The organism is Nocardioides marinquilinus (genome assembly GCF_039543705.1).
In the GTDB taxonomy this organism is placed as follows: domain Bacteria; phylum Actinomycetota; class Actinomycetes; order Propionibacteriales; family Nocardioidaceae; genus Nocardioides; species Nocardioides marinquilinus.
Genome location: NZ_BAABKG010000003.1, coordinates 173,533 through 196,636 on the forward strand (window position 1 = coordinate 173,533; position 23,104 = coordinate 196,636).

General features: G+C 73.2%; 20 protein-coding genes. 5 read left to right on the plus strand and 15 right to left on the minus strand.

All coding sequences use genetic code 11. The features are described from left to right. Positions 1-13 precede the first annotated feature (13 nt). The 3 genes from ABEA04_RS11880 to ABEA04_RS11890 are packed head-to-tail and all read right to left on the minus strand — an operon-like array spanning position 14 to position 2,883. Positions 14-796, minus strand: a complete 783-nt coding sequence (locus ABEA04_RS11880; RefSeq protein WP_345458593.1) for a glutamine amidotransferase — start codon at positions 794-796, stop codon at positions 14-16. After that, complete coding sequence (locus ABEA04_RS11885) at positions 793-1,755, minus strand: tRNA (adenine-N1)-methyltransferase (RefSeq protein ID WP_345458595.1); 963 nt, start codon at positions 1,753-1,755, stop codon at positions 793-795. Before ABEA04_RS11885 ends, ABEA04_RS11880 begins: the two co-directional genes overlap by 4 nt. A 45-nt stretch (positions 1,756-1,800) precedes the next feature. Further along, positions 1,801-2,883 carry a M50 family metallopeptidase gene (locus ABEA04_RS11890; protein ID WP_345458597.1) on the minus strand — a complete coding sequence of 361 codons (1,083 nt, stop codon included), beginning with the start codon at positions 2,881-2,883 and terminating at the stop codon, positions 1,801-1,803. A 53-nt stretch (positions 2,884-2,936) separates the two neighbouring features. Between ABEA04_RS11890 and ABEA04_RS11895 the strand changes: the two genes are divergently transcribed. Then, complete coding sequence (locus ABEA04_RS11895) at positions 2,937-3,800, plus strand: RecB family exonuclease (protein WP_345458599.1); 864 nt, start codon at positions 2,937-2,939, stop codon at positions 3,798-3,800. Here the strand turns inward: ABEA04_RS11895 and ABEA04_RS11900 are convergent. The 7 genes from ABEA04_RS11900 to metH form a co-directional block, all read right to left on the minus strand. Continuing rightward, entirely contained in the window at positions 3,797-4,906 is a 1,110-nt protein-coding gene (locus ABEA04_RS11900; protein WP_345458601.1) for an ABC transporter ATP-binding protein, read from the minus strand. The genes ABEA04_RS11895 and ABEA04_RS11900 overlap by 4 nt on opposite strands. Beyond that, positions 4,903-6,072: an ABC transporter ATP-binding protein gene (locus ABEA04_RS11905; protein WP_345458603.1), complete on the minus strand. Its 1,170-nt coding sequence runs from the start codon at positions 6,070-6,072 to the stop codon at positions 4,903-4,905. The genes ABEA04_RS11900 and ABEA04_RS11905 overlap by 4 nt, the downstream gene beginning before the upstream one ends. Positions 6,073-6,076: 4 nt before the next feature. Next, positions 6,077-7,039, minus strand: a complete 963-nt coding sequence (locus tag ABEA04_RS11910; RefSeq protein WP_345458605.1) for an ABC transporter permease — start codon at positions 7,037-7,039, stop codon at positions 6,077-6,079. After that, positions 7,039-8,046 (minus strand): ABC transporter permease, encoded by a 1,008-nt coding sequence (locus ABEA04_RS11915; protein ID WP_345458607.1) that lies wholly within the window; start codon positions 8,044-8,046, stop codon positions 7,039-7,041. Before ABEA04_RS11915 ends, ABEA04_RS11910 begins: the two co-directional genes overlap by 1 nt. A gap of 101 nt (positions 8,047-8,147) precedes the next feature. Continuing rightward, the gene (locus ABEA04_RS11920) at positions 8,148-9,857 is read right to left on the minus strand and encodes an ABC transporter substrate-binding protein (RefSeq protein ID WP_345458609.1); all 1,710 of its coding nucleotides are present in this window, start codon (positions 9,855-9,857) and stop codon (positions 8,148-8,150) included. 197 nt (positions 9,858-10,054) lie between these two features. Then, positions 10,055-10,765 (minus strand): HAD family hydrolase, encoded by a 711-nt coding sequence (locus tag ABEA04_RS11925; protein ID WP_345458611.1) that lies wholly within the window; start codon positions 10,763-10,765, stop codon positions 10,055-10,057. Continuing rightward, positions 10,758-14,525 carry a methionine synthase gene (gene metH, locus ABEA04_RS11930; protein WP_425577021.1) on the minus strand — a complete coding sequence of 1,256 codons (3,768 nt, stop codon included), beginning with the start codon at positions 14,523-14,525 and terminating at the stop codon, positions 10,758-10,760. Before metH ends, ABEA04_RS11925 begins: the two co-directional genes overlap by 8 nt. 104 nt (positions 14,526-14,629) lie before the next feature. Here metH and ABEA04_RS11935 point away from each other — a divergent pair, with 104 nt between their 5' ends. Continuing rightward, positions 14,630-15,511, plus strand: coding sequence for a PAC2 family protein (locus ABEA04_RS11935; protein ID WP_345458613.1), 882 nt, complete (start codon positions 14,630-14,632; stop codon positions 15,509-15,511). 96 nt (positions 15,512-15,607) lie between these two features. On the opposite strand, the gene mshC is transcribed toward ABEA04_RS11935, so the two are convergent. From mshC to ABEA04_RS11955, 4 genes are all read right to left on the minus strand, one after another. Next, a complete protein-coding gene (gene mshC / locus ABEA04_RS11940; RefSeq protein ID WP_345458615.1) occupies positions 15,608-16,852 on the minus strand; it encodes a cysteine--1-D-myo-inosityl 2-amino-2-deoxy-alpha-D-glucopyranoside ligase in 1,245 nt (414 codons plus the stop codon). Between the two features lie 908 nt (positions 16,853-17,760). Further along, entirely contained in the window at positions 17,761-18,504 is a 744-nt protein-coding gene (locus tag ABEA04_RS11945; RefSeq protein ID WP_345458617.1) for an SCO1664 family protein, read from the minus strand. Positions 18,505-18,517: 13 nt separating this feature from the next. Beyond that, the gene (locus ABEA04_RS11950) at positions 18,518-19,102 is read right to left on the minus strand and encodes a DUF3090 domain-containing protein (RefSeq protein ID WP_345458619.1); all 585 of its coding nucleotides are present in this window, start codon (positions 19,100-19,102) and stop codon (positions 18,518-18,520) included. Positions 19,103-19,112: 10 nt separating this feature from the next. After that, positions 19,113-19,832, minus strand: coding sequence for a histidine phosphatase family protein (locus ABEA04_RS11955; protein ID WP_345458621.1), 720 nt, complete (start codon positions 19,830-19,832; stop codon positions 19,113-19,115). A 35-nt stretch (positions 19,833-19,867) separates the two neighbouring features. On the opposite strand from ABEA04_RS11955, the gene ABEA04_RS11960 reads away from it, so the two are divergent. Then, on the plus strand, positions 19,868-20,848 hold the full coding sequence (locus tag ABEA04_RS11960) for a magnesium and cobalt transport protein CorA (protein WP_345458623.1): 981 nt from the start codon (positions 19,868-19,870) through the stop codon (positions 20,846-20,848). A gap of 15 nt (positions 20,849-20,863) precedes the next feature. On the opposite strand, the gene ABEA04_RS11965 is transcribed toward ABEA04_RS11960, so the two are convergent. Continuing rightward, entirely contained in the window at positions 20,864-21,688 is an 825-nt protein-coding gene (locus ABEA04_RS11965) for an undecaprenyl-diphosphate phosphatase (protein WP_345458625.1), read from the minus strand. A gap of 231 nt (positions 21,689-21,919) precedes the next feature. Between ABEA04_RS11965 and ABEA04_RS11970 the strand changes: the two genes are divergently transcribed. Continuing rightward, positions 21,920-22,873 (plus strand): aldo/keto reductase, encoded by a 954-nt coding sequence (locus ABEA04_RS11970; RefSeq protein WP_345458627.1) that lies wholly within the window; start codon positions 21,920-21,922, stop codon positions 22,871-22,873. Continuing rightward, on the plus strand, positions 22,870-23,088 hold the full coding sequence (locus tag ABEA04_RS11975) for a DUF5703 family protein (RefSeq protein WP_425577022.1): 219 nt from the start codon (positions 22,870-22,872) through the stop codon (positions 23,086-23,088). Before ABEA04_RS11970 ends, ABEA04_RS11975 begins: the two co-directional genes overlap by 4 nt. Positions 23,089-23,104 lie beyond the last annotated feature (16 nt).

Below are 23,104 nucleotides of genomic sequence, written 5' to 3' on the forward strand. Positions count from 1 at the left end.
GGCCGCTGCGGCGTCAGCGACGGTGCAGGGCGGCGAAGTTGCGCAGCAACGTCATCGGGTGCCGGACGTCGACGGCGGAGCCGGCGTCGCGCAGGGTGGCGGCCTCGGCGGGGTCGAAGTAGCCGAAGGTGGCGTAGGTGTCGATGCGGGTGTGGAGGCCGACGAGGTCGAGCTCGGGGTGGAACTGCGTGGCGTAGACGTTGCGGCCGACCCGGAAGGCCTGCACCGGGCAGGCGGCGGAGGTGGCCAGCCGGACCGCGTGCCCCGGCAGCCGGGTCATCGCCTCCTTGTGCCCGCCGTAGGCCGCGAAGTCGCGGGGCACGCCCTCGAACAACGGGTCGGCGAGGCCGGCGTCGGTGAGGGTGACGGCGAGCGGGCCGACCGGCTCGGGGTGGCTGCGGTCGACCAGCCCGCCCTGGTGCCGCCCGAGGGTGCCGATGCCGTAGCAGGCCCCGAGGAAGGGGAAGTCGGCCTCGACGACGGCGTCGAGCACCGGCCCGAGGTCGCGCTCGGCCCGCAGCTGGGCGCGCGACTTGGTGGCCTCGTCGTCGGAGACGGTGAAGGCGCCGCCGCCCAGGACGACCCCCGACCACCGGTCGAGCCAGCCCGGGCCGACCTCGACGTCGTCCACGCCGAGGCGCAGCCGCACCAGGCCACCCGAGCCGTCAGGACCGGCAGGTCCGTGGGGGTCGTCGTGACCGTCGTGGCCGACCCCGAGGAAGCGGGAGAACGCGGCGAGCTCGTCGTCGGCGGCCGCCTGCTCGGCCCGGATCGAGAGCAGCAGGAACGGCCTCACGAGCCGGTGTCCCCGCCGTCCACGACGACGCCCTCGGGGCGGGGGCCGGTGTAGTCGGGACCGTAGGCGCCGGGCGCGGGACGCCGCTTGGTGCGCGGTGCGCGCTCGCCCGGGGCCATGCGGCGGGCGGTGACGAGGAAGGCGGTGTGGCCGATCATCGAGTGACCGGGGCGGACGGCGAGGCCCTCGACGTGCCAGTCGCGCACCAGCGACTCCCAGGCGTGCGGCTCGGTGAAGCCGCCGTGCACGCGCACCGTCTCGGTGAAGCGAGAGAGCTGGGTGGTGGTGGCGACGTAGGCGCACACGATGCCGCCGGGGCGCAGCGCGTCGGCGGCGGCGTCGAGGCACTCCCAGGGCGCGAGCATGTCGAGGATCAGCCGGTCGCAGCGCAGGCCGGACGCCGGCAGCGCCTCCGCGAGGTCGCCGAGGCTGAGGGTCCAGGCCGGGTGCTCGCCGCCGAAGAACTGCTCGACGTTGCGACGGGCGACGTCGGCGAACTCCTCGCGGCGCTCGAAGGAGCGCACCGAGCCGTGCGGCCCGACGGCGCGCAGCAGCGAGCAGGTCAGGGCGCCCGAGCCGACGCCGGCCTCGACGACGTCGGCGCCGGGGAAGACGTCGCACTGCGCGACGATCTGGGCGGCGTCCTTGGGGTAGACGACGGCGGCGCCGCGGGGCATCGAGACCACGAACTCCGAGAGCAGCGGCCGGAAGACGAGGTACTCGCCGCCGCTGGAGGCCGTGACGGTGAAGCCCTCCTCGCGGCCGATCATCTCGTCGTGCTCGAGGTGGCCGCGGTTGCTGAAGAACCGCTTGCCGGGCTCGAGGGCGAAGTTGTGGCGGCGTCCCTTGGCGTCGACCAGGCGCACCCACTCCCCCGCGCGCAGCGGGCCGCGGTGGACGCCCGACCACGCCTCGGTCGGGACGTCCGGGTCGGTCGCGGGCTCGGTCGGGTCGGGCACCGCGGCACCGTACCGGGAGGTCGGCCGCAGCCGGGCTTCGGCGGCTCAGGCCTCGGGGGGGTCGATGTCGTCGATGCGGACGACGCCGGCGACGACGCCGTCGGGACGGGCGAGCAGGTAGCTGGCGGCCGGCCGCATGAAGATCGCGGTCATCAGGTCGTCACCGGTGGCGGCGAGCGGCAGCACCAGGTTCTCGGTGCCGGTGGCCACCGACGAGGTCGGCACCCACGGACGACGGTCGGTCGGCACCTGCTCGACCGCGGCCTCGTCGACCAGGCGCAGGGTGCCGTCGGACCCGAGCGTCGCGACCCCGCCCGCGCCGTCGGCCCCCTGGCGACGCAGGGCCTCGGCGAGCGGGACGTCGGGGTCGACGGTGAGCAGCGGACGCAGGAAGTCGCTGAGGGCGACCTCGCCCATCTCGAGCAGCATCCGGGCGGTGCCCAGCTGCGCGGACGAGGCGAGCCAGACCAGCGCGGCCACGGCGGCGCACACGACGAAGTCGACCGTGCCCGGGCGGGTGCCGAGCACGGGCTCGCGCACGAGCGGCGCCAGCAGCACCAGCACCGCGAGGCCCCGGCCCACCCACGCCGCGGCGATGGCGCCGCGTCGGCGGGAGTCGAGGAGGGCCCACGCGATCGCCCTGACCACCCGGCCGCCGTCGAGGGGCGGGGCCGGCACGAGGTCGACCAGGCCGACGACGAGGTTGACGAGCACGAGGGTCTCGAAGGCCAGGGCGATCGAGCCGCCGTCGTCGACCGTGGCGTGCAGGCCGAGGAAGACCAGGCCGAGCAGCAGCGAGACCGCCGGGCCGGCGGCCGCGGTGAGCGCCTCCTCGCGCGGCGTGTGGGCCTCGCCCTTGATGGCGGTGCGCCCACCGAGGGCGCCGAGGGTGATCGAGATGACGCGCTGGCCGTAGCGTCGGGCGACGACGAGGTGGGCCGCCTCGTGCAGCAGGACGGCGACGTAGACGGCGACGCCGACCAGCGCCCCCAGCGCGTACGCCGCCCCGCCCGACCCGGGCGCGACCGCCTCGGCCCGCGGCGCGATGGCCACCGCGAGCAGCCCGATGATGAGCAGGCACGACGGCGACAGCCGCACCTCGGCCCCCATCAGCCGCCCCACCCTCACCCCGCCACCCTAGGTCGACAGCGTTGTCGGGGGGCGCACCTAGGGTGAGCGGCATGAGCCAGCCGGACGTCGTCGAGGCCGAGTCGCCGGCGCAGCGGCGGGGCAGGCCGGTCGACGGGGTCGACGTCCTGGCGGCGCTGTCGCCGAGCCGGGCGGCCGACTTCCTGGCGTGCCCGCTGCTCTACCGCTTCCGCAGCATCGACCGGCTGCCCGAGCCGCCGTCGCCCGACGCCACGCGCGGCACGCTCGTGCACCGCGTCCTCGAGCAGATCTTCGACCTGCCGGCGTCCGAGCGCACCCCCGAGCAGGCGACGGCGATGCTCGAGCCGGCGTGGGTCGAGCTGGTCGAGGCCGAGCCCGACGCCGAGGCGCTCTTCGCCGACGACGCCGAGCGCGAGGCATGGCTCGCCACCTGCCGCGAGGCGCTCGCGGGCTACTTCACCCTCGAGGACCCCCGCCGTCTCGAGCCCGCCGACCGCGAGCTCTACGTCGAGGCGCTGCTCGAGTCCAGGCTGCTGCTGCGCGGCTTCGTCGACCGCGTCGACGTCGCCCCCGACGGCGCCGTCAGGATCACGGACTACAAGTCGGGCAGGAGCCCGGGCGTCGGGTTCGAGGCCAAGGCGCTGTTCCAGCTGAAGTTCTACGCCCTCGCCCTCTGGCGCACCCGCGGCGTCGTCCCACGGCTGCTGCAGCTGGTCTACCTCGGCGACCGTCAGCTGGTCACCTACGAGCCCGACGAGCTCGACCTGCTGGCCACCGAGCGCAAGGTCGAGGCGGTGTGGCGCGCCATCCGCTACGCCGAGCAGTCCGGCGACTGGCGGCCGCAGCGCAGCCGGCTCTGCGGCTGGTGCGCCCACCAGGCCCTCTGCCCGGCGTGGGGCGGCACGCCGCCGCCGCTGCCGAGGCCTCCCGGCTAGACCGTCGCCTCGGCCTCGGCGTCGGCGACGTCCTGGGCGGTGACCTCGTGCGGCGTCACGGTGCCGGCCTGGATCTCCTCGGCCCAGTGGCACGCCACCTTGTGCGCACCGCCCGGCCCGGTCTCGACGACGCGCAGCTGCGGCCGCTCGTCGTCGCACCGCGTGGGCTGCCGGAACGGGCACCGGGTGTGGAAGCGGCAGCCGGACGGCGGGTTCGCCGGCGACGGCAGGTCGCCGGCGAGCACGATGCGACGCCGGTTCTCCTCGACCTTCGGGTCGGGCACGGGCACCGCCGACATCAGCGCCTTCGTGTAGGGGTGGCGCGGCGTCGCGTAGAGGTCGTCGGCCGAGGCCTGCTCGACCACGCCGCCGAGGTACATCACCGCCACCTCGTCGGACACGTGCCGCACGACCGCGAGGTCGTGGGCGATCACCAGGTAGGTCAGCCCGAGCCGCTCCTGCAGCTCCTCGAGCAGGTTGAGCACCTGCGCCTGGATCGAGACGTCGAGGGCCGAGACCGGCTCGTCGGCGATCACCAGCCGCGGCTCGAGCGCGATGGCGCGGGCGATGCCGATGCGCTGGCGCTGGCCGCCGGAGAACTCGTGCGGGTACTTCGCCGAGGCGGACGCCGGCAGCCCGACCGCGTCGAGCAGCTCGCGCACCCGGGTGCGCTTGTCGTAGGAGATGCCGTGCGCGCGCAGCGGCTCGGTGAGGATCGTCTCGACGCTCTGCCGCGGGTTGAGCGAGGCCATGGGGTCCTGGAAGACCATCTGCAGGTGACGCCGCATGCGTCGCAGCGGCTCGCCGCGCAGCGAGGCGACGTCGGTGCCGTCGTACTCCACGCGCCCCTCGGTGACCGGCACCAGCTTCAGGATCGCCTTGCCGAGCGTCGACTTGCCGCAGCCCGACTCCCCCACCAGGCCGAGCGTGCGGCCGGCCGGGATCTCGAGGTCGACGCCGTCGACGGCCCTGACCGCGCCGACCTGACGGCCGAGCAGCAGCCCGCTGCGGATCGGGAAGTGCACCTTGAGTCCCTCGACCCGCAGCAGGACGTCGTCGCGGGGGCCGGCGGCGTCGGGCTGCTCGGCCTTGTCGAGGTCGGTCATCGCGACCCCTCCTCGTCGGGGGTCTCGGGTGCGGCGGGCCGCTCGAAGGACGCCGTGTCGGTGGGTCCGGCCGGCTCGCGCGGGCCGGACGTCGCCGCGGTCGGCTCGGCCGTCGCCCGCGCCTGGGCGGTGCGGTCGTCGAGCGGGTGGTGGCAGCGCAGCTGGCGCGGGCCGTCGGCGACCAGGTCGGGCGGGTCGGTGCGGCAGTCGTCCTGCGCGTTGTGGCAGCGCGGCGCGAACGCGCACCCCTGGGTCCAGGGCAGCGTGCTGGTGGGCGAGCCGGGGATGGCGACCAGCGGCTCGCCGCGCGGCGCGTCGAGCCGCGGGATGCTGCCGAGCAGGCCGCCGGTGTAGGGGTGGCGCGGCCCGCCGAACAGCACGTCGCGGCCGCTGGCCTCGACGATGCGGCCGGAGTACATGACGTTGACCCGGTCGCACAGGCCGGCCACGACCCCGAGGTCGTGGGTGATCATCAGCAGCGCGGCCTGGGTGTCGGCCACGAGGTCCTTGAGCACCTCGAGCACCTGCGCCTGGATGGTGACGTCGAGGGCCGTGGTGGGCTCGTCGGCGATCAGCAACCGCGGCTCGCAGGCCAGCGCGATCGCGATGAGCACACGCTGCCGCATGCCCCCAGAGAGCTGGTGGGGGTACTCCGAGAGCCGGCGGCCGGGGTCGGGGATGCCGACCTTCTCGAGCAGCGCCTCGGCGCGCCCGCGGGCCTCGCCGCGCGTCACGTCGCGGTGCTGGCGGATGACCTCGGTGAGCTGGACGCCGACGCGGACCACCGGGTTGAGCGAGGTCATCGGGTCCTGGAAGACCATCGCGATGTCGCGTCCGCGCATCGCGGCCAGGTCCTTGCGGCCCATGCCGAGCAGCTCGCGGCCCTCGAAGCGGACGCTGCCCGCCACGTGCACGCCGCGCTTGGGCAGCAGCCCCATGACGGCCAGCGAGGTGACCGACTTGCCGCTGCCCGACTCGCCGACCAGCCCGACGTGCTCGCCCGGCCGGATGTCGAAGCTGACCGAGTCGACGGCGGTGACCCGGCGGCGTCCGCGCAGGCCGAAGGCGACCGAGAGGTCGCGCACGGCGAGCAGGGGCTCGTTCGGGTCGGGGCGCGCAGGCTGCCGCGAGCCCTTCTGTAGGATGTCGCTGCCGGACGACGTCATCGGGTCACCTCCGCGACCGGGGGTCGAGGGCCTCGCGCAGGGCCTCGCCGAACAGCGTGAACCCCAGCGCACTGATCACGATGCAGACGCCGGGCAGGATCGCCAGCCGCGGGTCGGCGGAGAAGCGCTCCTGCGCGTTGACCAGCATGCGGCCCCACTCGGCGACGCGCGGGTTGTCGGCGCCGAGGCCGAGGTAGGACAGCGCCGCGACCTCGATGATCGCCGTGGCCAGGTTCAGCGTGGCCTGGACGATGGTCGGGCCGACCGAGTTGGGCAGGATGTGGCTCATCACGATGCGCCGCTTGCGGAAGCCGAGCGCGTTGCCGGCCAGCACGTAGTCGGCGCCGCCCTGGGCCAGCATCGAGCTGCGCAGCAGCCGGGCGAAGATCGGCACCTGCGCGGCACCGATGGCGATGATGATCGCCAGGGAGTCCTGGGTGATCACGGCGGCGATGCTGACCGCGAGCAGCAGGCTCGGGATCGAGAGCAGGATGTCGACGATGCGCATGATGACGGTGTCGACCCAGCGGCCGACCCGCCCGCCGACCGAGCCGAAGCCGCCCGCGAGCACGCCGAGCAGCGAGCCGGCCAGCAGCCCGACGACCGTCGAGGCCACGCCGTAGATGAGCGACTGCCGCGCGCCGTAGACCAGCTGGGTCCACATGTCGGAGCCGCCGGAGTCGAGGCCGAGCCAGTGCTGCTCGCTCGGTCCCGGCACCTTGGACGGCGTCACCTCGCGGAAGAACTCGCCGGTGCCGGGCTCGAAACTGGTCAGCAGCGGCGCGAAGACCGCCACCAGCACGAACAGCAGCATGATCAGGGTGCCGATGATGGCCGACGGGTTGCGGCGCATGCGCTGGAAGGCGCCACGCCACAGGCTGACGCCGCGCTCGGCGTCCGGTCCGGCGACCGGCTCGAGCGCCGGCGTGCCGCTCGAGGGGCCGGCCGGGGTCATGGGGATGCTCATCAGCTCACCCGCACTCTCGGGTCGATGACGCCGTAGAGCACGTCGACGAGCAGGTTGATCAGCGAGTAGATGATCGCGATGAAGATGATGTAGCCCTGCAGCACCGGGTAGTCGCGTTGGCTGATCGAGGTGAACAGGTACTTGCCGACGCCCTCGAAGCCGAACACCGTCTCGGTGAGCACCGCCCCCGAGAACAGCAGTCCGGTCTGCAGGCCGATCGTCGTGGCGACCGGCAGCATCGCGTTGCGCAGCACGTGGCGTCGCGAGACCAGCAGCCGCGGGAGGCCCTTGCTCTCGGCCGTGCGCACGTAGTCCTCCTGCATCACCTCGGCCACCGAGGCGCGGGTGATGCGCACGATGATCGCGAGCGGGATGGTGCCCAGCGCGACGGCGGGCAGGATCAGGTGCAGGACGGCGTCCCAGGTGGCGTCGAACTCGCGCGTGAGGAGGCCGTCGAGCGTGGCGAAGCCGGTGACCTCGGTGGCGTCGATCTGGGGGTCCTGGCGGAAGGTGGCGGGCAGCCAGCCGAGCCAGTTGGCGAAGACCAGCTTGAGCAGCAGGGCCAGGAAGAACACCGGGGTCGCCACGCCGAGCAGCGAGCCCGAGACGACGAGGGTGTCGAGCAGGCGGCCCTGGTTGCGGGCGGCGAGGTAGCCGAGCGGGATGCCGACCACCACGGCGAACAGCAGCGCGGCCGCGCCGAGCTCGACGGTGACCGGCAGCCGGTCGAAGAAGCTCTGCGTCACCGGCTCGCCGGTGCGGATGGAGTCGAGGAAGTCGCCCCGAAGCAGCGAGCCGACGTAGCGGAAGTACTGCTCGAGGATGGGGTCGTTGAAGCCGTAGGTCTGGTTGATCGCCTCGATGCGCTCGGGGGTCGCGCGGTTGCCGAGCAGCGAGCGGGCGGGCCCGTCACCGGGCAGGTTGCGCACCCAGACGAACAGCAGGATCGACAGACCCAGGAGCACCGGCACCATCAGCGCCAGGCGGCGCAGCACGAAGCGGACCACGGCTCAGCACCCTCCCGGGGGCCGGACCCCGGCCCACCGCGAGGCGGTGGGCCGGAGCCGGGCAGGTCGTGCGGCCGGCACCCGGACGGGAGCCGGAGGGATCACTCGGAGACCGTGACCTGGTTCCAGACCTCGTCCTGCACCGGGCTGGGCTCGTAGCCCTCGACGCCGGGCGCGAAGGCGAGGGACGGCACCGGGTGGGCCAGCGGGACGCCGGGGAGGAAGTCCATGACGTCGCCGTTGATCTCCTCGTAGAGCGGGACCTGCTCCTCCACGGTGGGGATCTGCCGGGCCTGGCGCAGCTTGTCGAACAGCTCGGGGTTGTCGAAGCCCCACTCGGGCTGCTTGGTGCCGAAGAAGACGCCGAGGAAGTTGTCGGTGTCGTTGTAGTCGCCGGTCCAGCCGAGCAGGTGGATGCCGTGGTCGGTGGTTCCCTGGATCCGCTCGAGGTAGTCGGGGTCCCACTGGTCGGCAGCCGGCTCGATGGTCAGGCCGACGGCCTCGAGCTGGGTGCTGATGATGTTGAACGTCGCCTCCGGGTCGGGCATGTAGGGCCGCGAGACACCGGTCGGGTAGTTGAACTGGATGGTCGCGCCCTCGGCACCCGCCTCGGAGAGCAGCTCGCGGGCCTTGTCGGGGTCGTACTCGTAGGTGGTGACGTCCTCGGTGTAGCCCGCGACGGTCGGCGGGATGAACTCGATGGCCTTCTCGGTGCCCTCGGGCAACGAGGTGCTAACGACCTCGTCGAGGTTGATCGCGTGGGCGATGGCCTGGCGGACGCGGATGTCGTCGAGCGGCTTCTGCGCCTGGTTCATGCCGAGGTAGAGCACGTTGAAGGCGGGGCGGTTCTCGATGGTGAAGCCCTCGTCGCCGAGCGTGGTCAGGTCGGCCGGGCCGACGAGGTCGTAGCCGTCGATGTCGCCGGCACGCAGCGCGTCGGCGCGGGCGGTCGGGTCGTCGATGGCGACCACGATGACGCGGTCGAGCTGGGCGACCTCGCCCCAGTAGTCGTCGTTGCGGACCAGGGTGACGTTCTCGCCCCGGTTCCAGGCCTCGAACTTGAACGGGCCGGTGCCGACGGGGCCGCCGCCCTCACCGGTGGAGTAGGGCGTCTGCCGCGGGTTCTCGGCGGCGTCGTCCTGGGTGTCCTGCAGGGCGGTGGGGCTCTGCATGCTGAAGGCCGGCAGCGAGAGCGCCGAGATGAAGCCCGCGAACGGGGACTTCAGCGTGATGACCGCGGAGTCGGTGCCGTCGGCCTCGCAGGACTCGTAGATCGCGTCGCCGGAGGTCTCGCCGGTCTTGAAGCCGCGGAACAGCGCGCCGTAGTAGTAGGTCAGGTCGGGCGACTGGGCCGAGGCCGGCATGTTGTACCAGCGGTCGAAGTTGAAGCAGACGGCGTCGGCGTCGAAGTCGCTGCCGTCGTGGAACTTCACGCCGGTCTGCAGGTTGAAGGTGTAGGTGAGGCCGTCGTCGCTGACCTCCCAGTCGGTGGCCAGCAGCGGGGCGGGGTCGGCGGTGCCGGGCACCGTGCCGACCAGGCCCTCGAAGATCTGGCGCGAGACGCGGAAGCTCTCGCCGTCGGAGACGAAGAACGGGTCGAGCGCGGTGGGCTCGGCGGAGCCGGCGAAGGTGAAGTCACCACCGGCGGGCGCGCCGCTGTCGCCCTCGCTGCCCTCGGTGCCCTGGCTCGCGCCGTCGCCACCGCCGTCGCCTTCGCCTTCACGGTCGCTGTCGGCACAGCCGGCCAGCACGAGGGTGGCGGCCGTCAGCGCGGCCACCCCCAAGGTCAGTGGACGCTTGATCAGTCGCACGGTTCACCTCGTGGTCGGGGTCCCTGGACGGGGACCGGTCTGTCCGCCGGACCACCCGTGGCCAGCAGTACCCGCGGCACCCTACTGCCGGGGGACGGGCGGGGCTACGGCTGCGTGCGGCCGTTTGGTAGCAAACGTGTAACGAAGCCGGACGCCGTCCGGTCGGGCCGCCGGATCCGGGCAGAACCTGCGGTGGGTCAGGCGGCCGCGGCGGCGAGGGAGGCCAGGTCGGCGGCGGTGAGCGCCGCGAGGCTGTCGCGGAAGACCCGGGCCGGGGCCGGGGCCGGGGTGACGTGGTGCGGCACGACGAGCACCGTGCACCCCGCCGCCTCGGCCGAGCGGGCGCCGGTCTCGGAGTCCTCGATGGCCACGCAGTCGGCGGGCTCGACGCCGAGCCGGCGGCAGGCGACCAGGTAGGCCTCGGGGTCGGGCTTGCCCCGCTCGACGGCGTCGCCGGTGACCACGGCCTGGAACGACCCGGCCGGCAGGGCGGCCAGCACCGGCGCGACGAAGCGCTCGTAGGACATCGTCACCAGCGCGCACGGCACGCCCGCCGCGCCGAGGTCGGCCAGCAGCTCACGCGCGCCCGGCCGCCAGGGCACCGCCCGCTCGACCTGGGCCACGACGCCGTCCAGCAGGCGCTCGACGATCTCCTCGGGCGTCAGGGGCAGCGGCATGTGCTGCTGGATGAAGCGCCCGGAGTCGAGCAGGTCGCTGCCCACCAGCTGCAGCGCGCGCTCCTCGTCCCAGGTGCCGCCGAACTCCGCGGCCAGGGCGTGCTCGGTCGCCATCCAGTAGGGCTCGGTGTCGACGAGCGTGCCGTCCATGTCCCACAGGACGGCGGCCGGCCGGCGTGCGCGCGGCTCGGTCATCGGCTCGGTCATCGGCTCGGTCATCGGCTCAGTCATCGGGCTCGTAGCCGAGGTTGGGTGAGAGCCACCGCTCGGCCTCGGCGAGGGTCCAGCCCTTGCGCTCGGCGTAGTCGGCGACCTGGTCGCGCCCGAGCCGGCCCACCACGAAGTACTGCGACTGCGGGTGGCTGAAGTACCAGCCCGAGACCGAGGCGCCCGGCCACATGGCCATCGACTCCGTCAGCGTGATGCCGGTCGCCGCCTCCACGTCGAGGAGGTCCCACAGGGTGAGCTTCTCGGTGTGGTCGGGGCAGGCGGGGTAGCCCGGGGCGGGCCGGATGCCGTCGTACTTCTCGGCGATCAGGTCGGCGTTGGACAGCTGCTCGTCGGGCACGTGGCCCCAGAGCTCGGTGCGCACCCGCTGGTGCAGCCGCTCGGCGAAGGCCTCGGCGAGCCGGTCGGCCAGCGACTCCAGCAGGATCGCGTTGTAGTCGTCGTGGTCGTCCTTGAACGCCTGCACCCGCTCGGGCAGCCCGATGCCGGCGGTGACCGCGAACCCGCCGACGTGGTCGGCCAGGCCGCTCTCGCGCGGGGCCACGAAGTCGGCCAGCGACTTGTGGGCCACGCCCTGCCGGTGCTCGCCCTGCTGGCGCAGGTGGTGCAGGGTCGCGCGGACCTCGGTGCGGCTCTCGTCGGTGAAGACGAGGGTGTCGTCGCCCTTGCCCTCGGCGGGCAGGAAGCCGAACACGCCGGTGGCGGTCAGCCACTTCTCGGCGATGACGGTGTCGAGCATGGCCTGCGCGTCGTCGTAGAGCTTGCGGGCGGTCTCGCCGTGCGTGGGGCTGTTGAGGATGTCGGGGAACTTGCCCTTCATCTCCCAGGCGTTGAAGAACGGCTGCCAGTCGATGTAGTCGCGCAGCTCGGCGAGGTCGTAGGCCTCCAGCACGTGCACGCCGGGCCGGCGGGGCGCCGGGGGCGTGTACGTCGACCAGTCGATCGGCGTGGCGTCGGCCTTGGCCGTCTCGTAGCTCACCAGCTTGCGGTCGCCCTTGCCGGCGTGGCGGGCGCGCAGGGCGTCGTAGTCGGTCCTCACCTCGGCCAGGAGCGTCTCGCGCCGGGTCTCGTGCAGCAGCGCGGCGGCGGTCGGCACCGAGCGGGAGGCGTCCTTGACCCACACCACCGGGCCCTCGTAGCGCGGGTCGACCTTGACGGCGGTGTGGGCGCGCGAGGTGGTGGCGCCACCGATGAGCAGCGGGATGGTGAGGCCCTGGCGCTGCATCTCGGTGGCGAGGTTGACCATCTCGTCGAGCGAGGGCGTGATCAGGCCCGAGAGGCCGATGATGTCGGCGTCCACCTCGGCCGCGGTGTCGAGGATCTTCTGCGCCGGCACCATCACGCCGAGGTCGATGACCTCGTAGTTGTTGCACTGCAGCACCACGCCGACGATGTTCTTGCCGATGTCGTGGACGTCGCCCTTGACCGTGGCCATGACGATCGTGCCGTTGGTCTCCTTGCCGCTGGAGGCCACGCCCCCGGCCGCGACGAGGTCGGCCTTCTCCTGCTCGATGAACGGGATGAGGTAGGCGACGGCCTTCTTCATCACGCGCGCCGACTTCACGACCTGCGGCAGGAACATCTTGCCGGCGCCGAAGAGGTCGCCGACGACGTTCATGCCGTCCATCAGGGGACCCTCGATCACCTCGATCGGGCGGCCGCCGCGCTCGGCGATCAGCCGGCGCAGCTCTTCGGTGTCCTCCTGCACGTGGGCGTCGATGCCCTTGACCAGCGCGTGGGTGATCCGCTCCCCCACCGGCAGGTCGCGCCACTCCTCGGTCGCGGCCTCGACGGCCTCGCCCGCCTTGTTGTGCGCCTCGGCGATCTCGAGCAGCCGCTCGGCGGCGTCGGGACGACGGTTGAGGACGACGTCCTCGATGCGCTCGCGCAGCTCGGGCTCGACGGCGTCGTAGGGCACGAGGGCGCCGGCGTTGACGATGCCCATGTCGAGGCCCGCGCGGATGGCGTGGAAGAGGAAGACGGCGTGGATCGCCTCACGGACCGGGTTGTTGCCGCGGAAGCTGAAGCTGACGTTGCTGATGCCGCCGGAGACCCGGGCGCCGGGCAGGTTCTGCTTGATCCAGCGGGTGGCCTCGATGAAGTCGAGGCCGTAGGAGGCGTGCTCCTCGATGCCGGTGGCCACGGCGAAGACGTTGGGGTCGAAGATGATGTCCTCGGCCGGGAAGCCGACCTCGTCGACCAGGATCCGGTAGGCACGCTCGCAGATCGCCTTGCGGCGCTCGAGGTTGTCGGCCTGGCCGTCCTCGTCGAAGGCCATGACGACCGCCGCGGCGCCGTACCGCCTGACCAGCGACGCCTGCTCACGGAACCGCTCCTCGCCCTCCTTCATGGAGATCGAGTTGACGACGGCCTTGCCCTGCACGTTCTTCAGGCCGGCCTCGATGACCTCCCACTTGGAGGAGTCGACCATCACCGGCACGCGGCTGATGTCGGGCTCGCTGGCGATGAGCTTGGTGAAGCGGTCCATGGCCGCGACGCCGTCGATCATGCCCTCGTCCATGTTGACGTCGATGACCTGCGCGCCGTTCTCGACCTGCTGCAGGGCGACCGCGAGGGCGGTGTCGTAGTCGCCGTCCTTGATCAGGTTGCGGAAGCGGGCCGAGCCGGTGATGTTGGTGCGCTCGCCGACGTTCACGAACAGGCTGTCGTCGTCGATCGTGAACGGCTCGAGGCCCGACAGGCGCATGGCCGGCGCGGGCTCGGGCACCTCGCGCGGCGCCCTGCCGGCGACCGCCTCGGCGATGCGGCCGACGTGCGCGGGCGTCGTCCCGCAGCACCCGCCGGCGAAGTTGAGCAGGCCGGCCTCGGCGAACTCGGCCAGGAACGCGGCGGTCTCGTCGGGCGCCTCGTCGTACTCGCCGAAGGCGTTGGGCAGCCCGGCGTTGGGGTAGCAGGACACGAAGGTGTCGGCGACCCGGCTCAGCTCGGCCAGGTAGGGCCGCATCTCCTTGGCGCCGAGGGCGCAGTTGAGACCGACCGCGAGCGGGCGCGCGTGGCGCACGGAGTTCCAGAAGGCCTCGGTGACCTGGCCCGACAGCGTGCGGCCCGAGGCGTCGGTGATCGTGCCGGAGATGATCAGCGGCCAGCGGCGGCCGTGCTCCTCGAACAGCGTCTCGACGGCGAAGATCGCCGCCTTGGCGTTGAGGGTGTCGAAGATGGTCTCGACGACGAGCAGGTCGGCACCGCCGTCGACCAGGCCCCGCGCGGAGTCGAGGTAGGCCGCGACGAGCTGGTCGTAGGTGACGTTGCGCGCGCCGGGGTCGTTGACGTCGGGGCTGATGGACGCCGTCCGCGTCGTCGGGCCGAGGGCGCCGCCGACGTAGCGGGGCGTGCCGGTGGCCGCCGCGTGCTCGTCGGCGACCCGGCGGGCCAGGCGGGCGGCCTCGAGGTTGAGCTCGTAGGCGAGCTCGGACATGCCGTAGTCGGACAGGGAGATCGCGGTGGCGTTGAAGGTGTTGGTCTCGATGACGTCGGCGCCGGCCTCGAGGTACTCGCGGTGGATGCCGGCGATGATCTCGGGCTGGGTGAGGGTCAGCAGGTCGTTGTTGCCCGCGAGGTCGGAGGGCCAGTCGGCGAACCGCTCGCCGCGGTAGCCGGCCTCGGAGGGCCGGTCACGCTGGATGGCGGTGCCCATGGCGCCGTCGAGCACGACGACCCGCTCGCGCAGCAGCGCGGTGAGCTCGTCGGTGGCGTCGGGACGCAGGTCGGGCAACGGGTCTCCAGGCGGTCGGGCGGGGGTCACTCTCGAGCCTACGAACCGGCGTCCAGACTCCGGACAGGCTTTCCAGATCGTGACACCGGGCGGTGCCCGCCGGAAATCGGCGACCCCTCGATAGGCTCGATCGGGTGATCGAGATCGACGCGGTGCCCGAGCTGGTCGACCCGCTCGTCATCGCCGCCTTCGAGGGCTGGAACGACGCGGCCGACGCGGCCTCGTCGGTGATCGACCACCTCATGCAGGTGTGGGGCGCACGCGTGGTCGGTGCCGTCGACCCGGAGGACTTCTACGACTTCCAGGTCAACCGGCCCACGGTCAGCACCGACGACAACGGCCACCGGCGCATCACCTGGCCGACGACGCAGATCGCCGTCGCCTCGCCGCCCGACCTCGACCGCGACGTCATCCTGCTGCGCGGCATCGAGCCCAGCATGCGCTGGCGCCAGTTCTGCGCCGAGCTGCTCGCGGCCTGCGACGAGCTCGGCGGCGAGCTGGTGGTCACCCTCGGCGCGCTGCTCGCCGACACGCCGCACACCCGGCCGATCCCGGTCTCCGGCACCGCCACCGAGCCCGAGCTGGTCGACCGGCTCAAGCTCGAGCCGTCGACCTACGAGGGCCCCACCGGCATCGTCGGCGTCTTCCAGGACGCCTGCACCCGCCTCGACATCCCCGCCGTCTCCTACTGGGCCGCGGTGCCGCACTACGTCGCGCAGCCGCCGTGCCCCAAGGCCACGCTGGCGCTGCTCGGCCAGCTGGAGGACCTGCTCGAGGTCTCGATCCCGCTCGGCGACCTCCCCGAGGACGCCCGGGCGTGGGAGCGCGGCGTCGAGGAGCTCACCGAGGACGACGAGGACATCGCCGAGTACGTCCGCTCGCTCGAGGAGTCGCGTGACACCGCCGACCTCCCCGAGGCCTCCGGCGAGGCGATCGCCCGCGAGTTCGAGCGCTACCTCAAGCGCCGCGGCGACGACTCTCCCCCGGCCCCCGGCGCGGGCCCCGGTCCCGCCTGACCGCTCGTATCGCTCACCGGCGGTAGTCCCGGACGTTTGGGGGGTCCGGACGGCGTGTCGACCCCGCAAACGTCCGGGACTATCGCCCGGCGGCGCTCACAGCAGGACGCCGAGCGCGGCGTCGACGACGCGGGCGACGGCGCTCGCGGCGTCGGCGTCGGTGGTGTCGGCGAGGCCGTCGGTGCCGAGCGTCGCGGCAGCCCAGGCGTCGACGGCGGCGACGGCGCGGGGCGCGTCGAGGTCGTCGGCGAGCGCGGCGAGCACCTCGGTCACCACCGGCCCGGCGGGGGCCCCGGCGCCGAGGGCGACCGCCTTGCGCCAGCGGGCCAGCACGTCGGCCGACTCCCACAGCTGGTCGTCGGTCCACTCCCAGTCACTGCGCACGTGGTGGCGCAGCAGCGTCAGACGGATCGCCATCGGGTCGACGTCGCTGTTGCGCAGCGCGCTGACGAAGACCAGGTTGCCGCGCGACTTCGACATCTTCTCGCCGTCGTAGGCGACCATCCCGGAGTGCGTGTAGAAGCGCGCGAACGGCGTCCCGGGGTGGAGGGCCTGCGCGTGGCCGGCGCTCATCTCGTGGTGCGGGAAGACCAGGTCGCTGCCGCCGGCCTGCACGTCGAAGGCCGCGCCGAGGTGCTGCTCGGCGATGGCCGCGCACTCGATGTGCCAGCCCGGGCGACCGGGGCCGAACGGGCTGGGCCACGACGGCTCGCCCTCGCGCTCGGCGCGCCAGACCAGGGCGTCGAGCGGGTCCTGCTTGCCGTCGCGCTCGGGGTCGCCGCCGCGCTCGCCGAACAGCCGCAGCATGGTGTCGCGGTCGTAGCCGGACTCCTCACCGAAGGCGGGGTCGGCCGAGACGGCGTAGTAGAGGTCGTCGTCCACCCGGTAGACGGCACCGGTGCCCTCGAGCCGCTCGATCATCTCGACCACGAGCGGGATCGACTCGACCGCGCCGACCAGGTGCGCGGGCGGCAGCACCCGCAGGGCGTGCATGTCGTGGCGGTAGAGCTCGGTCTCGCGCTCGGCCAGCTGCACCCAGTCGGTGCCGACCTTCGTCGCCCGCTCGAGCAGCGGGTCGTCGACGTCGGTGACGTTCTGCACGTAGGTCACCTCGTGCCCGGCGTGCCGCCACGCCCGCACCAGCAGGTCCCACCCGACGTAGGTGGCGGCGTGCCCCATGTGTGTGGCGTCGTACGGCGTGATGCCGCACGCGTACAGCCGCGCCGGCCGCCCGGCCTGCGGCACCACCTCGACCTTCTCGCCACTGGCCGTGTCGTGCAGCACCACCTGCGGCCCGGTGACCTCGAGATCGGGGACGTCGGGGGCGGGCCAGGCGCGCATGGGCCGAGCCTAGGCGGTCGCTCGCGCCGGGTGCCCCGGCGGGGCGGCGGGCGGGGACGTGGCGTGGGTCCCGGCGTCCGGCGCGGGCCCCGGTCCCGGGCCCGACGACAAGCTCAGGGTCCGTGGAGAGACCTGGGCACGAAGGACCGGAGGTCTCGAGGCTCGTCGCCAGGGCTCCTCGCACCTCGACCATCGTCCGGTCGGCCCGACCACAGACCCCGTTCGCGGCGCGCGACCTGGTGAGTGACGAGCACGAAGGGCGCAGCGAGGAACGAGCGAGCCCTCCGCGCGCAGGAGCGAACCGGGTCGCACGAAGGCGCCGCGAACACGCGCCGAAGCGAGGAACGAGCGGAGGCGCCAAACAACACCGTGGGCTGGTCAGCCCGCTCGCCGCGGCCGTTGACCGACCGTGTCCTTCGACAAGCTCAGGGTCCGTGTGGGGACCTGGGCGCGGAGGGCCGGTCGGGCCGACCGCAGACCCGTTCGCGGCGCGCGACCTGGTGAGTGACGAGCACGGAGGGCGCAGCGAGGGACGAGCGAGCCCTCCGCGCGCAGGAGCGAACCGGGTCGCGTGAAGGCGCCGCGAACACGCGCCGAAGCGAGGAACGAGCGGAGGCGCCAGACAACACCGGCGGCCGGTCTGACCATCACGCCGCAGCCGTTGACCGACCGTGCCCTTCGACAAGCTCAGGGTCCGTGTGGGGACCTGGGCGCGGAGGGCCAGAGGTCTCGAGGCTCGTCGCCAGGGCTCCTCACACCTCGACCACCGCGAAGGGCCCTTCGACAAGCTCAGGGTCCGTGTGGGGACCTGGGCGCGGAGGGCCGGTCGGGTCGACCACGGACCCCGTTCGCATGAAGGCGCCGCGAACACGCGCCGAAGCGAGGGACGAGCGGAGGCGCAATCCAACTCAGAACGGCGGCCAGGGGATGCTCGGCCACTGGCCGCGGGGGGTGGGGAGGACGCCGCGGTCGAGGAGACGGCGGGTGCGGCGGGCGGTGGCGTCGATCTCGAGGTCGGTGAGGTGGGTGGCGAGGGTCTCGCCGAGGTCGCCGCCGAGGGCGGCGAGCACGCGCTCGAGGCCGGCGACCTCGTCGTCCTCGAGGGGGTCGCCGCGCCAGCCCCACAGCACGGTGCGCAGCTTGGGCTCGTGGTGGAAGGTCAGGCCGTGGTCGACGCCGTGGCGGTGGCCGGAGGTCATCTCGAGCACGTGGCCGCCCTTGCGGTCGGCGTTGTTGGTGACGACGTCGAAGACGGCCATGCGGCGCAGGGGGGCGGAGTCCTCGTGCACGAGGGTGACGTCGTTGTCCTGGTCGTCGAGGCCCTCGAAGACCGGTAGGTAGCCCTCGGGCGAGCGGCCGCTGCGCACGAGGGTGACGGCCTCCTGGTCGGGGTCGGGCTCGCGCCACTCCTGCAGCATGCCGAGGCCGTGCGGGCCCTCGCCCAGCCAGGTCGGCGGGACGACGTCCCAGCCCATGGCCTGGGAGAGCGCGTAGGCGGCGACCTCGCGGTCGGCGAGGGTGCCGTCGGGGAAGTCCCACAGCGGTCGCTCGCCGGCGACCGGCTTGTAGACGACCTTCACCCCGTCGAGCTCACCGAGGAAGGTGGCGTTGGAGGCGGGCATGATGCGCCCGCGCAGCTCGAGGTCGGCCAAGGTGACGGGGCGCCTAGGCCTGTGGCTCGCGGCGGCGGAAGCCGTTGGCGCGCACGCAGAGGTGGCCGTCGGGGTCGATGGGGCTGCCGCAGAACGGGCAGCTGGGACGCCCGGCCTCGAGCACCTGCTCGGCGCGCTGCACGAAGGAGCGCGCGGCGGCGGCGCCGAGGCGCACCAGCAGCACCTCCTCGGGCTCGGGCTCGACGAGGTCGTCGTCGTCGACCTGCTCGGGTGAGACCACGGCCGCCTCGGTGAAGGGGAAGACCTCGATGACGACGCGCTCGTCGTCGGGGTCCCACGACAGCGTCATGGTGCCGGCGCGGAACTCCTCCTCGATGGGCTGTTCGAGCGGGTCGGAGTCCTCGAGCCCGAGCGGCGCGACGGCGGGGACGACGGTGCCCGTGGTCTGCGACGACATGACCTGGTCGAGCATCTCGTCGATGCGCTCGGCCAGCAGGGCGACCTGCTCCTTCTCGAGGGCCACCGAGGTGATGCGGGAGCCGGTGCGCGCCTGCAGGAAGAAGGTGCGTGCCCCGGGCTCGCCCACGGTGCCGGTGACGAAGCGCTCCGGCGGGTCGAAGGCGTGGACGATCGGCATGTCAGCCACCCTAGGACGTCGTTCCAGGCCCGGCGCCACCCCCGACCGGCGCATCGGCCGAGGCACGCGTGCGTCGTCCGCGCGTCTTCCTCGGCGGCACCAGCCAGGAGAGGTCGCCGGCGTGGGTGTTGGAGGCCAGCACGTAGGGGCGCGCGGCGGTGTAGCGCACGATCGAGATCGAGGCGGGGTCGACGTTGACGCGCTGGAACAGGTCGAGGTGCATGCCGAGCGCGTCGGCCAGCACCGACTTGATGATGTCGCCGTGGCTGACCGCCACCCACACCGCGCCGGCGCCGTGCTCGGCCTCGAACGCGGCGTCGTGGCGGCGTACGGCGGCGACCGCGCGCGCCTGCATCGCCGGCAGCGACTCGCCGCCGGGGAACGCGGCGGCCGACGGCTGGCCCTGCACGACCTTCCAGAGCGGCTCCTTGGCGAGGTCCTTGAGCAGCCGGCCCTGCCACTCGCCGTAGTCGCACTCGATGAGGCCCTTGTCGGTGCCGACCTTCAGCGCGGCCGCCTGCGCGGCGACCACCGCCTTCGCGGTCTGGCGGCACCGCTCGAGCGGGCTCGAGACGAGGCCCGCCAACGGGACGACGGCCAGCCGCTCCCCCGCCCGGCGCGCCTGCTCGGCGCCGACGTCGTCCAGCCGGACGCCGGGCAGCCGGCCGGCCAGCGTGCCCGACGCGTTCGCGGTGGTGCGGCCGTGTCGCAGGAGTACCACCGTCGCCATGTCGGCCAGCCTAGGCTGGCGCCCGTGAGGAGCCGGTGATCGTCGACGCGGCCGTCTACCGCGACGGCCGGCGGATGCCCGCCGCGTGCGCCGTCCACGACTACCCGGCGCTGCGCGAGCTCGCCTCCGTCGACGGGGGCTTCGTGTGGCTCGGCCTGCACGAGCCGACCGAGGGCGAGGTGGCCGAGGCGCTGACGGCGTTCGGCCTCGACGCCACCGTGGTGCGCGACGTCTTCGACGAGCACCCGCGGCCGAAGCTGACCCGTCGCGGCGGCGCCAAGCTGCTGGTGATGCGCTCGCTCTGGTACGTCGACCAGGGTGACCAGGTCGAGACCGGCACCATCGCGCTGGTCATCGGCGAGGACGTCGTGGTCTCGGTGCGCCTCGGCGAGGGCAACCAGCTGCGCGAGGCCCGCCACGAGCTCGAGGAGCACGAGGAGCGGCTCGAGCACGGGCCGCTGGCCGTCATCCACGCCGCGGTCGAGGCCGTCGTCGACTCCTACTTCGAGGTCATGGCCGAGCTCGACGAGGACGTCGGCGAGATCGAGCAGTCAGTCTTCTCCCCCGAGCGCACCCGCGACTCCGAGCGCATCTACTTCCTCAAGCGCGAGGTCGCCGAGGCCCGGCGCGCAGTGGCGCCGCTGCACGACGCGCTGCAGCGCTTCGTCGACGGCACCGTGTCCACCACCGCCCCGGCGGCCGAGGGCTACTTCCGCGAGCTGGTGGCGCGGGTGCGGCAGGTGGCCGACCGGGTCGACACCCTCGACGCGCTGCTCTCGACCGCCTTCGACGCCCACATCGCGGCGATCTCGGTGCAGCAGAACGACGACATGCGCAAGATCTCGGCGGGTGCCGCGCTGGTCGTCGTCCCGACGTTCGTGGCCGGGGTCTACGGCATGAACTTCGACCACATGCCCGAGCTGCACTGGCAGCTCGGCTACCCGTTCGCGCTGGCGCTGATGGCGGGCGTGTCGGCGCTGCTGTTCTGGTTCTTCAAGCGGTCGGGCTGGCTGTAGGCGCCGCGCCGGGCCTCAGGGCACGAGCACGCCGGCGGCCAGCAGCGCCATCGTGCCGAGGCCGAGCAGCACCCGGTAGACCACGAACGGGGTGTAGGAGTTGCTGGCGACGTAGCGCAGCAGCCAGGCGATCGCGGCGTACCCGACCACGAACGCCACCACCGTGGCGACGATGGTCGGCGTCCAGCCGTAGGGGTTGTCGGAGCCCGAGACGTCCTTGAGCTTGTAGACGCCGGCGCCGACGACGGCCGGGATGGCGAGCAGGAAGGCGTAGCGGGTGGCGGTCTCACGGTCGTAGCCGAGCGCGCGTCCCATCGAGAGCGTCGCCCCCGAGCGTGAGACGCCCGGCACCAGCGCGGCGGCCTGGGCCAGGCCCATGAGCACCGCGTCGCGCAGCGAGAGCTGCTTGAGCGTCTTCTCGGTCGAGCCGAGCCGGTCGGCCAGCCCCAGCACCAGGCCCATCACGACCAGCATCGTGGCGATCAGCCACAGGTTGCGGAACACGTCGTCGATGGCGTCCTCGAAGAACAGCCCGAGGACGACGATCGGCAGCGACCCGACGATGACGTACCAGCCCATGCGGGCGTCGAGGTGGCCGCGCAGCTCGGGCTTGACCAGCGAGCGGGTCCACGTGGAGCCGATGCGCCAGATGTCGTGGCGGAAGTAGATGAGCACCGCCAGCTCGGTGCCGATCTGGCACACGGCGGTGAACGAGGCGCCGGGGTCGTCCCAGCCGAACAGCTGGGGGTAGATGGCGAGGTGGGCGCTGCTGCTGATCGGCAGGAACTCCGTCAGCCCCTGGATGACGCCGAGCACGATCGCCTGGAGCACCTCGACCACGCGCCGACTCTAGGGCGTGGCTCTCGATGGCTGGCGGATGCCCACGTCGTTCACGGCGTGTGATGGCGAGGCGCCGGCGCGCACGCCGACCGGGCGTCCTCGAAGCGGCGGCAACGAAGCCAGCGCGCGTCGTGGGCGGCGGAGGCGCCGCCATGGATCGGGAGCCACGCTCTGGGGCCGACCCGCGAGCCGTCGTCCGCGGGCTGGCCGTGCTCGTCTAGGTTGACCGGCATGCAGCAGCGCTCCGTCGGCACGACCGGGCTGCGGGTCTCGCGGCTGGGGCTGGGCACCATGACATGGGGCCGTGACACCGACGAGCACGAGGCGCGCGACCAGCTGATCGCGTTCGCCGAGGCCGGCGGCACGCTCGTCGACACCGCCGCGGGCTACACCGACGGCGACTCCGAGCGGCTCGTCGGCTCGCTGATCGGCGATGTCGTGGCCCGCGACGAGGTCGTGCTGGCCACCAAGGCCGGGGTCTCCCGCCGCACCGGCGAGCGGGTCACCGACACCTCCCGCGGCCACCTGCTCAGCACCCTCGACGCCTCCCTCGCCCGCCTCGGCGTCGACCACGTCGACCTGTGGCAGGTGCACGTGTGGAGCGACGTCGCGCCGGTCGAGGAGACGCTGACCGCCCTCGACCTCGCGCTCTCCTCGGGCCGCGCGGCCTACGTGGGCGTCTCGAACTACGCCGGCTGGCAGACCGCGCAGGCCGCCACCTGGCAGCGCGCCGTGCCCGGCCGGGCCACCCTCGCCTCGACCCAGGTCGAGTACTCGCTGCTCAACCGCGCCGTCGAGCGCGAGGTGCTGCCGGCGTGCCGGGCGCTCGGGCTCGGCGTCCTGCCGTGGTCGCCGCTCGGCCGCGGCGTGCTCACCGGCAAGTACCGCGGCGGCACGCCGGCCGACTCCCGCGGCGCCTCGTCGGTCTTCGCCGGGTTCGTCGGCGCCTACCTCGACGACACCTCGTCGCGGGTGGTCGAGGCCGTCGTCCGCGCGGCCGACGGGCTCGGCTGGACGCCGCTGCAGGTGGCCCTCGCGTGGGTGCGCGACCGGCCCGGCGTCACCGCGCCGATCGTCGGCGCCCGCACGGCCGAGCAGCTGCGGGGGGCGCTGGAGGGCGAGGAGCACGAGCTGCCGGCCGAGATCGCCGCGGCGCTCGACGACGTCTCGGAGCACACCCGGTGAGCCGCATCGACCGCCGTCCGCCGCGCCCCGGCGTGGTCTGGGAGTTCGACAACGTGGTCTTCGAGCGCGACTTCTCCCGCTCGGTGGTCACCAAGCTGCTCGTCGAGCGGGCCGAGCACGGCGGCTGGGAGCTCGACCGGGTGCGCATCGGCCCCGACGGCCGGCGCCGCGTCGTCCTGCGCCGCAAGATCATCCGCGCCGTCCGCACCGCCTGAGGCTCAAGACCAGCGC

Excerpts from the sequence above, each read along its gene's own strand:
- ABEA04_RS11895 (WP_345458599.1), top strand. The coding sequence starts at position 2,937 with ATGAGCCAGCCGGACGTCGTCGAGGCCGAGTCGCCGGCGCAGCGGCGG.
- ABEA04_RS11900 (WP_345458601.1), bottom strand. The coding sequence starts at position 4,906 with ATGACCGACCTCGACAAGGCCGAGCAGCCCGACGCCGCCGGCCCCCGC.
- ABEA04_RS11905 (WP_345458603.1), bottom strand. The coding sequence starts at position 6,072 with ATGACGTCGTCCGGCAGCGACATCCTACAGAAGGGCTCGCGGCAGCCT.
- ABEA04_RS11910 (WP_345458605.1), bottom strand. The coding sequence starts at position 7,039 with ATGAGCATCCCCATGACCCCGGCCGGCCCCTCGAGCGGCACGCCGGCG.
- ABEA04_RS11925 (WP_345458611.1), bottom strand. The coding sequence starts at position 10,765 with ATGACTGAGCCGATGACCGAGCCGATGACCGAGCCGATGACCGAGCCG.
- mshC (WP_345458615.1), bottom strand. The coding sequence starts at position 16,852 with ATGCGCGCCTGGCCCGCCCCCGACGTCCCCGATCTCGAGGTCACCGGG.
- ABEA04_RS11950 (WP_345458619.1), bottom strand. The coding sequence starts at position 19,102 with ATGCCGATCGTCCACGCCTTCGACCCGCCGGAGCGCTTCGTCACCGGC.
- ABEA04_RS11955 (WP_345458621.1), bottom strand. The coding sequence starts at position 19,832 with ATGGCGACGGTGGTACTCCTGCGACACGGCCGCACCACCGCGAACGCG.
- ABEA04_RS11970 (WP_345458627.1), top strand. The coding sequence starts at position 21,920 with ATGCAGCAGCGCTCCGTCGGCACGACCGGGCTGCGGGTCTCGCGGCTG.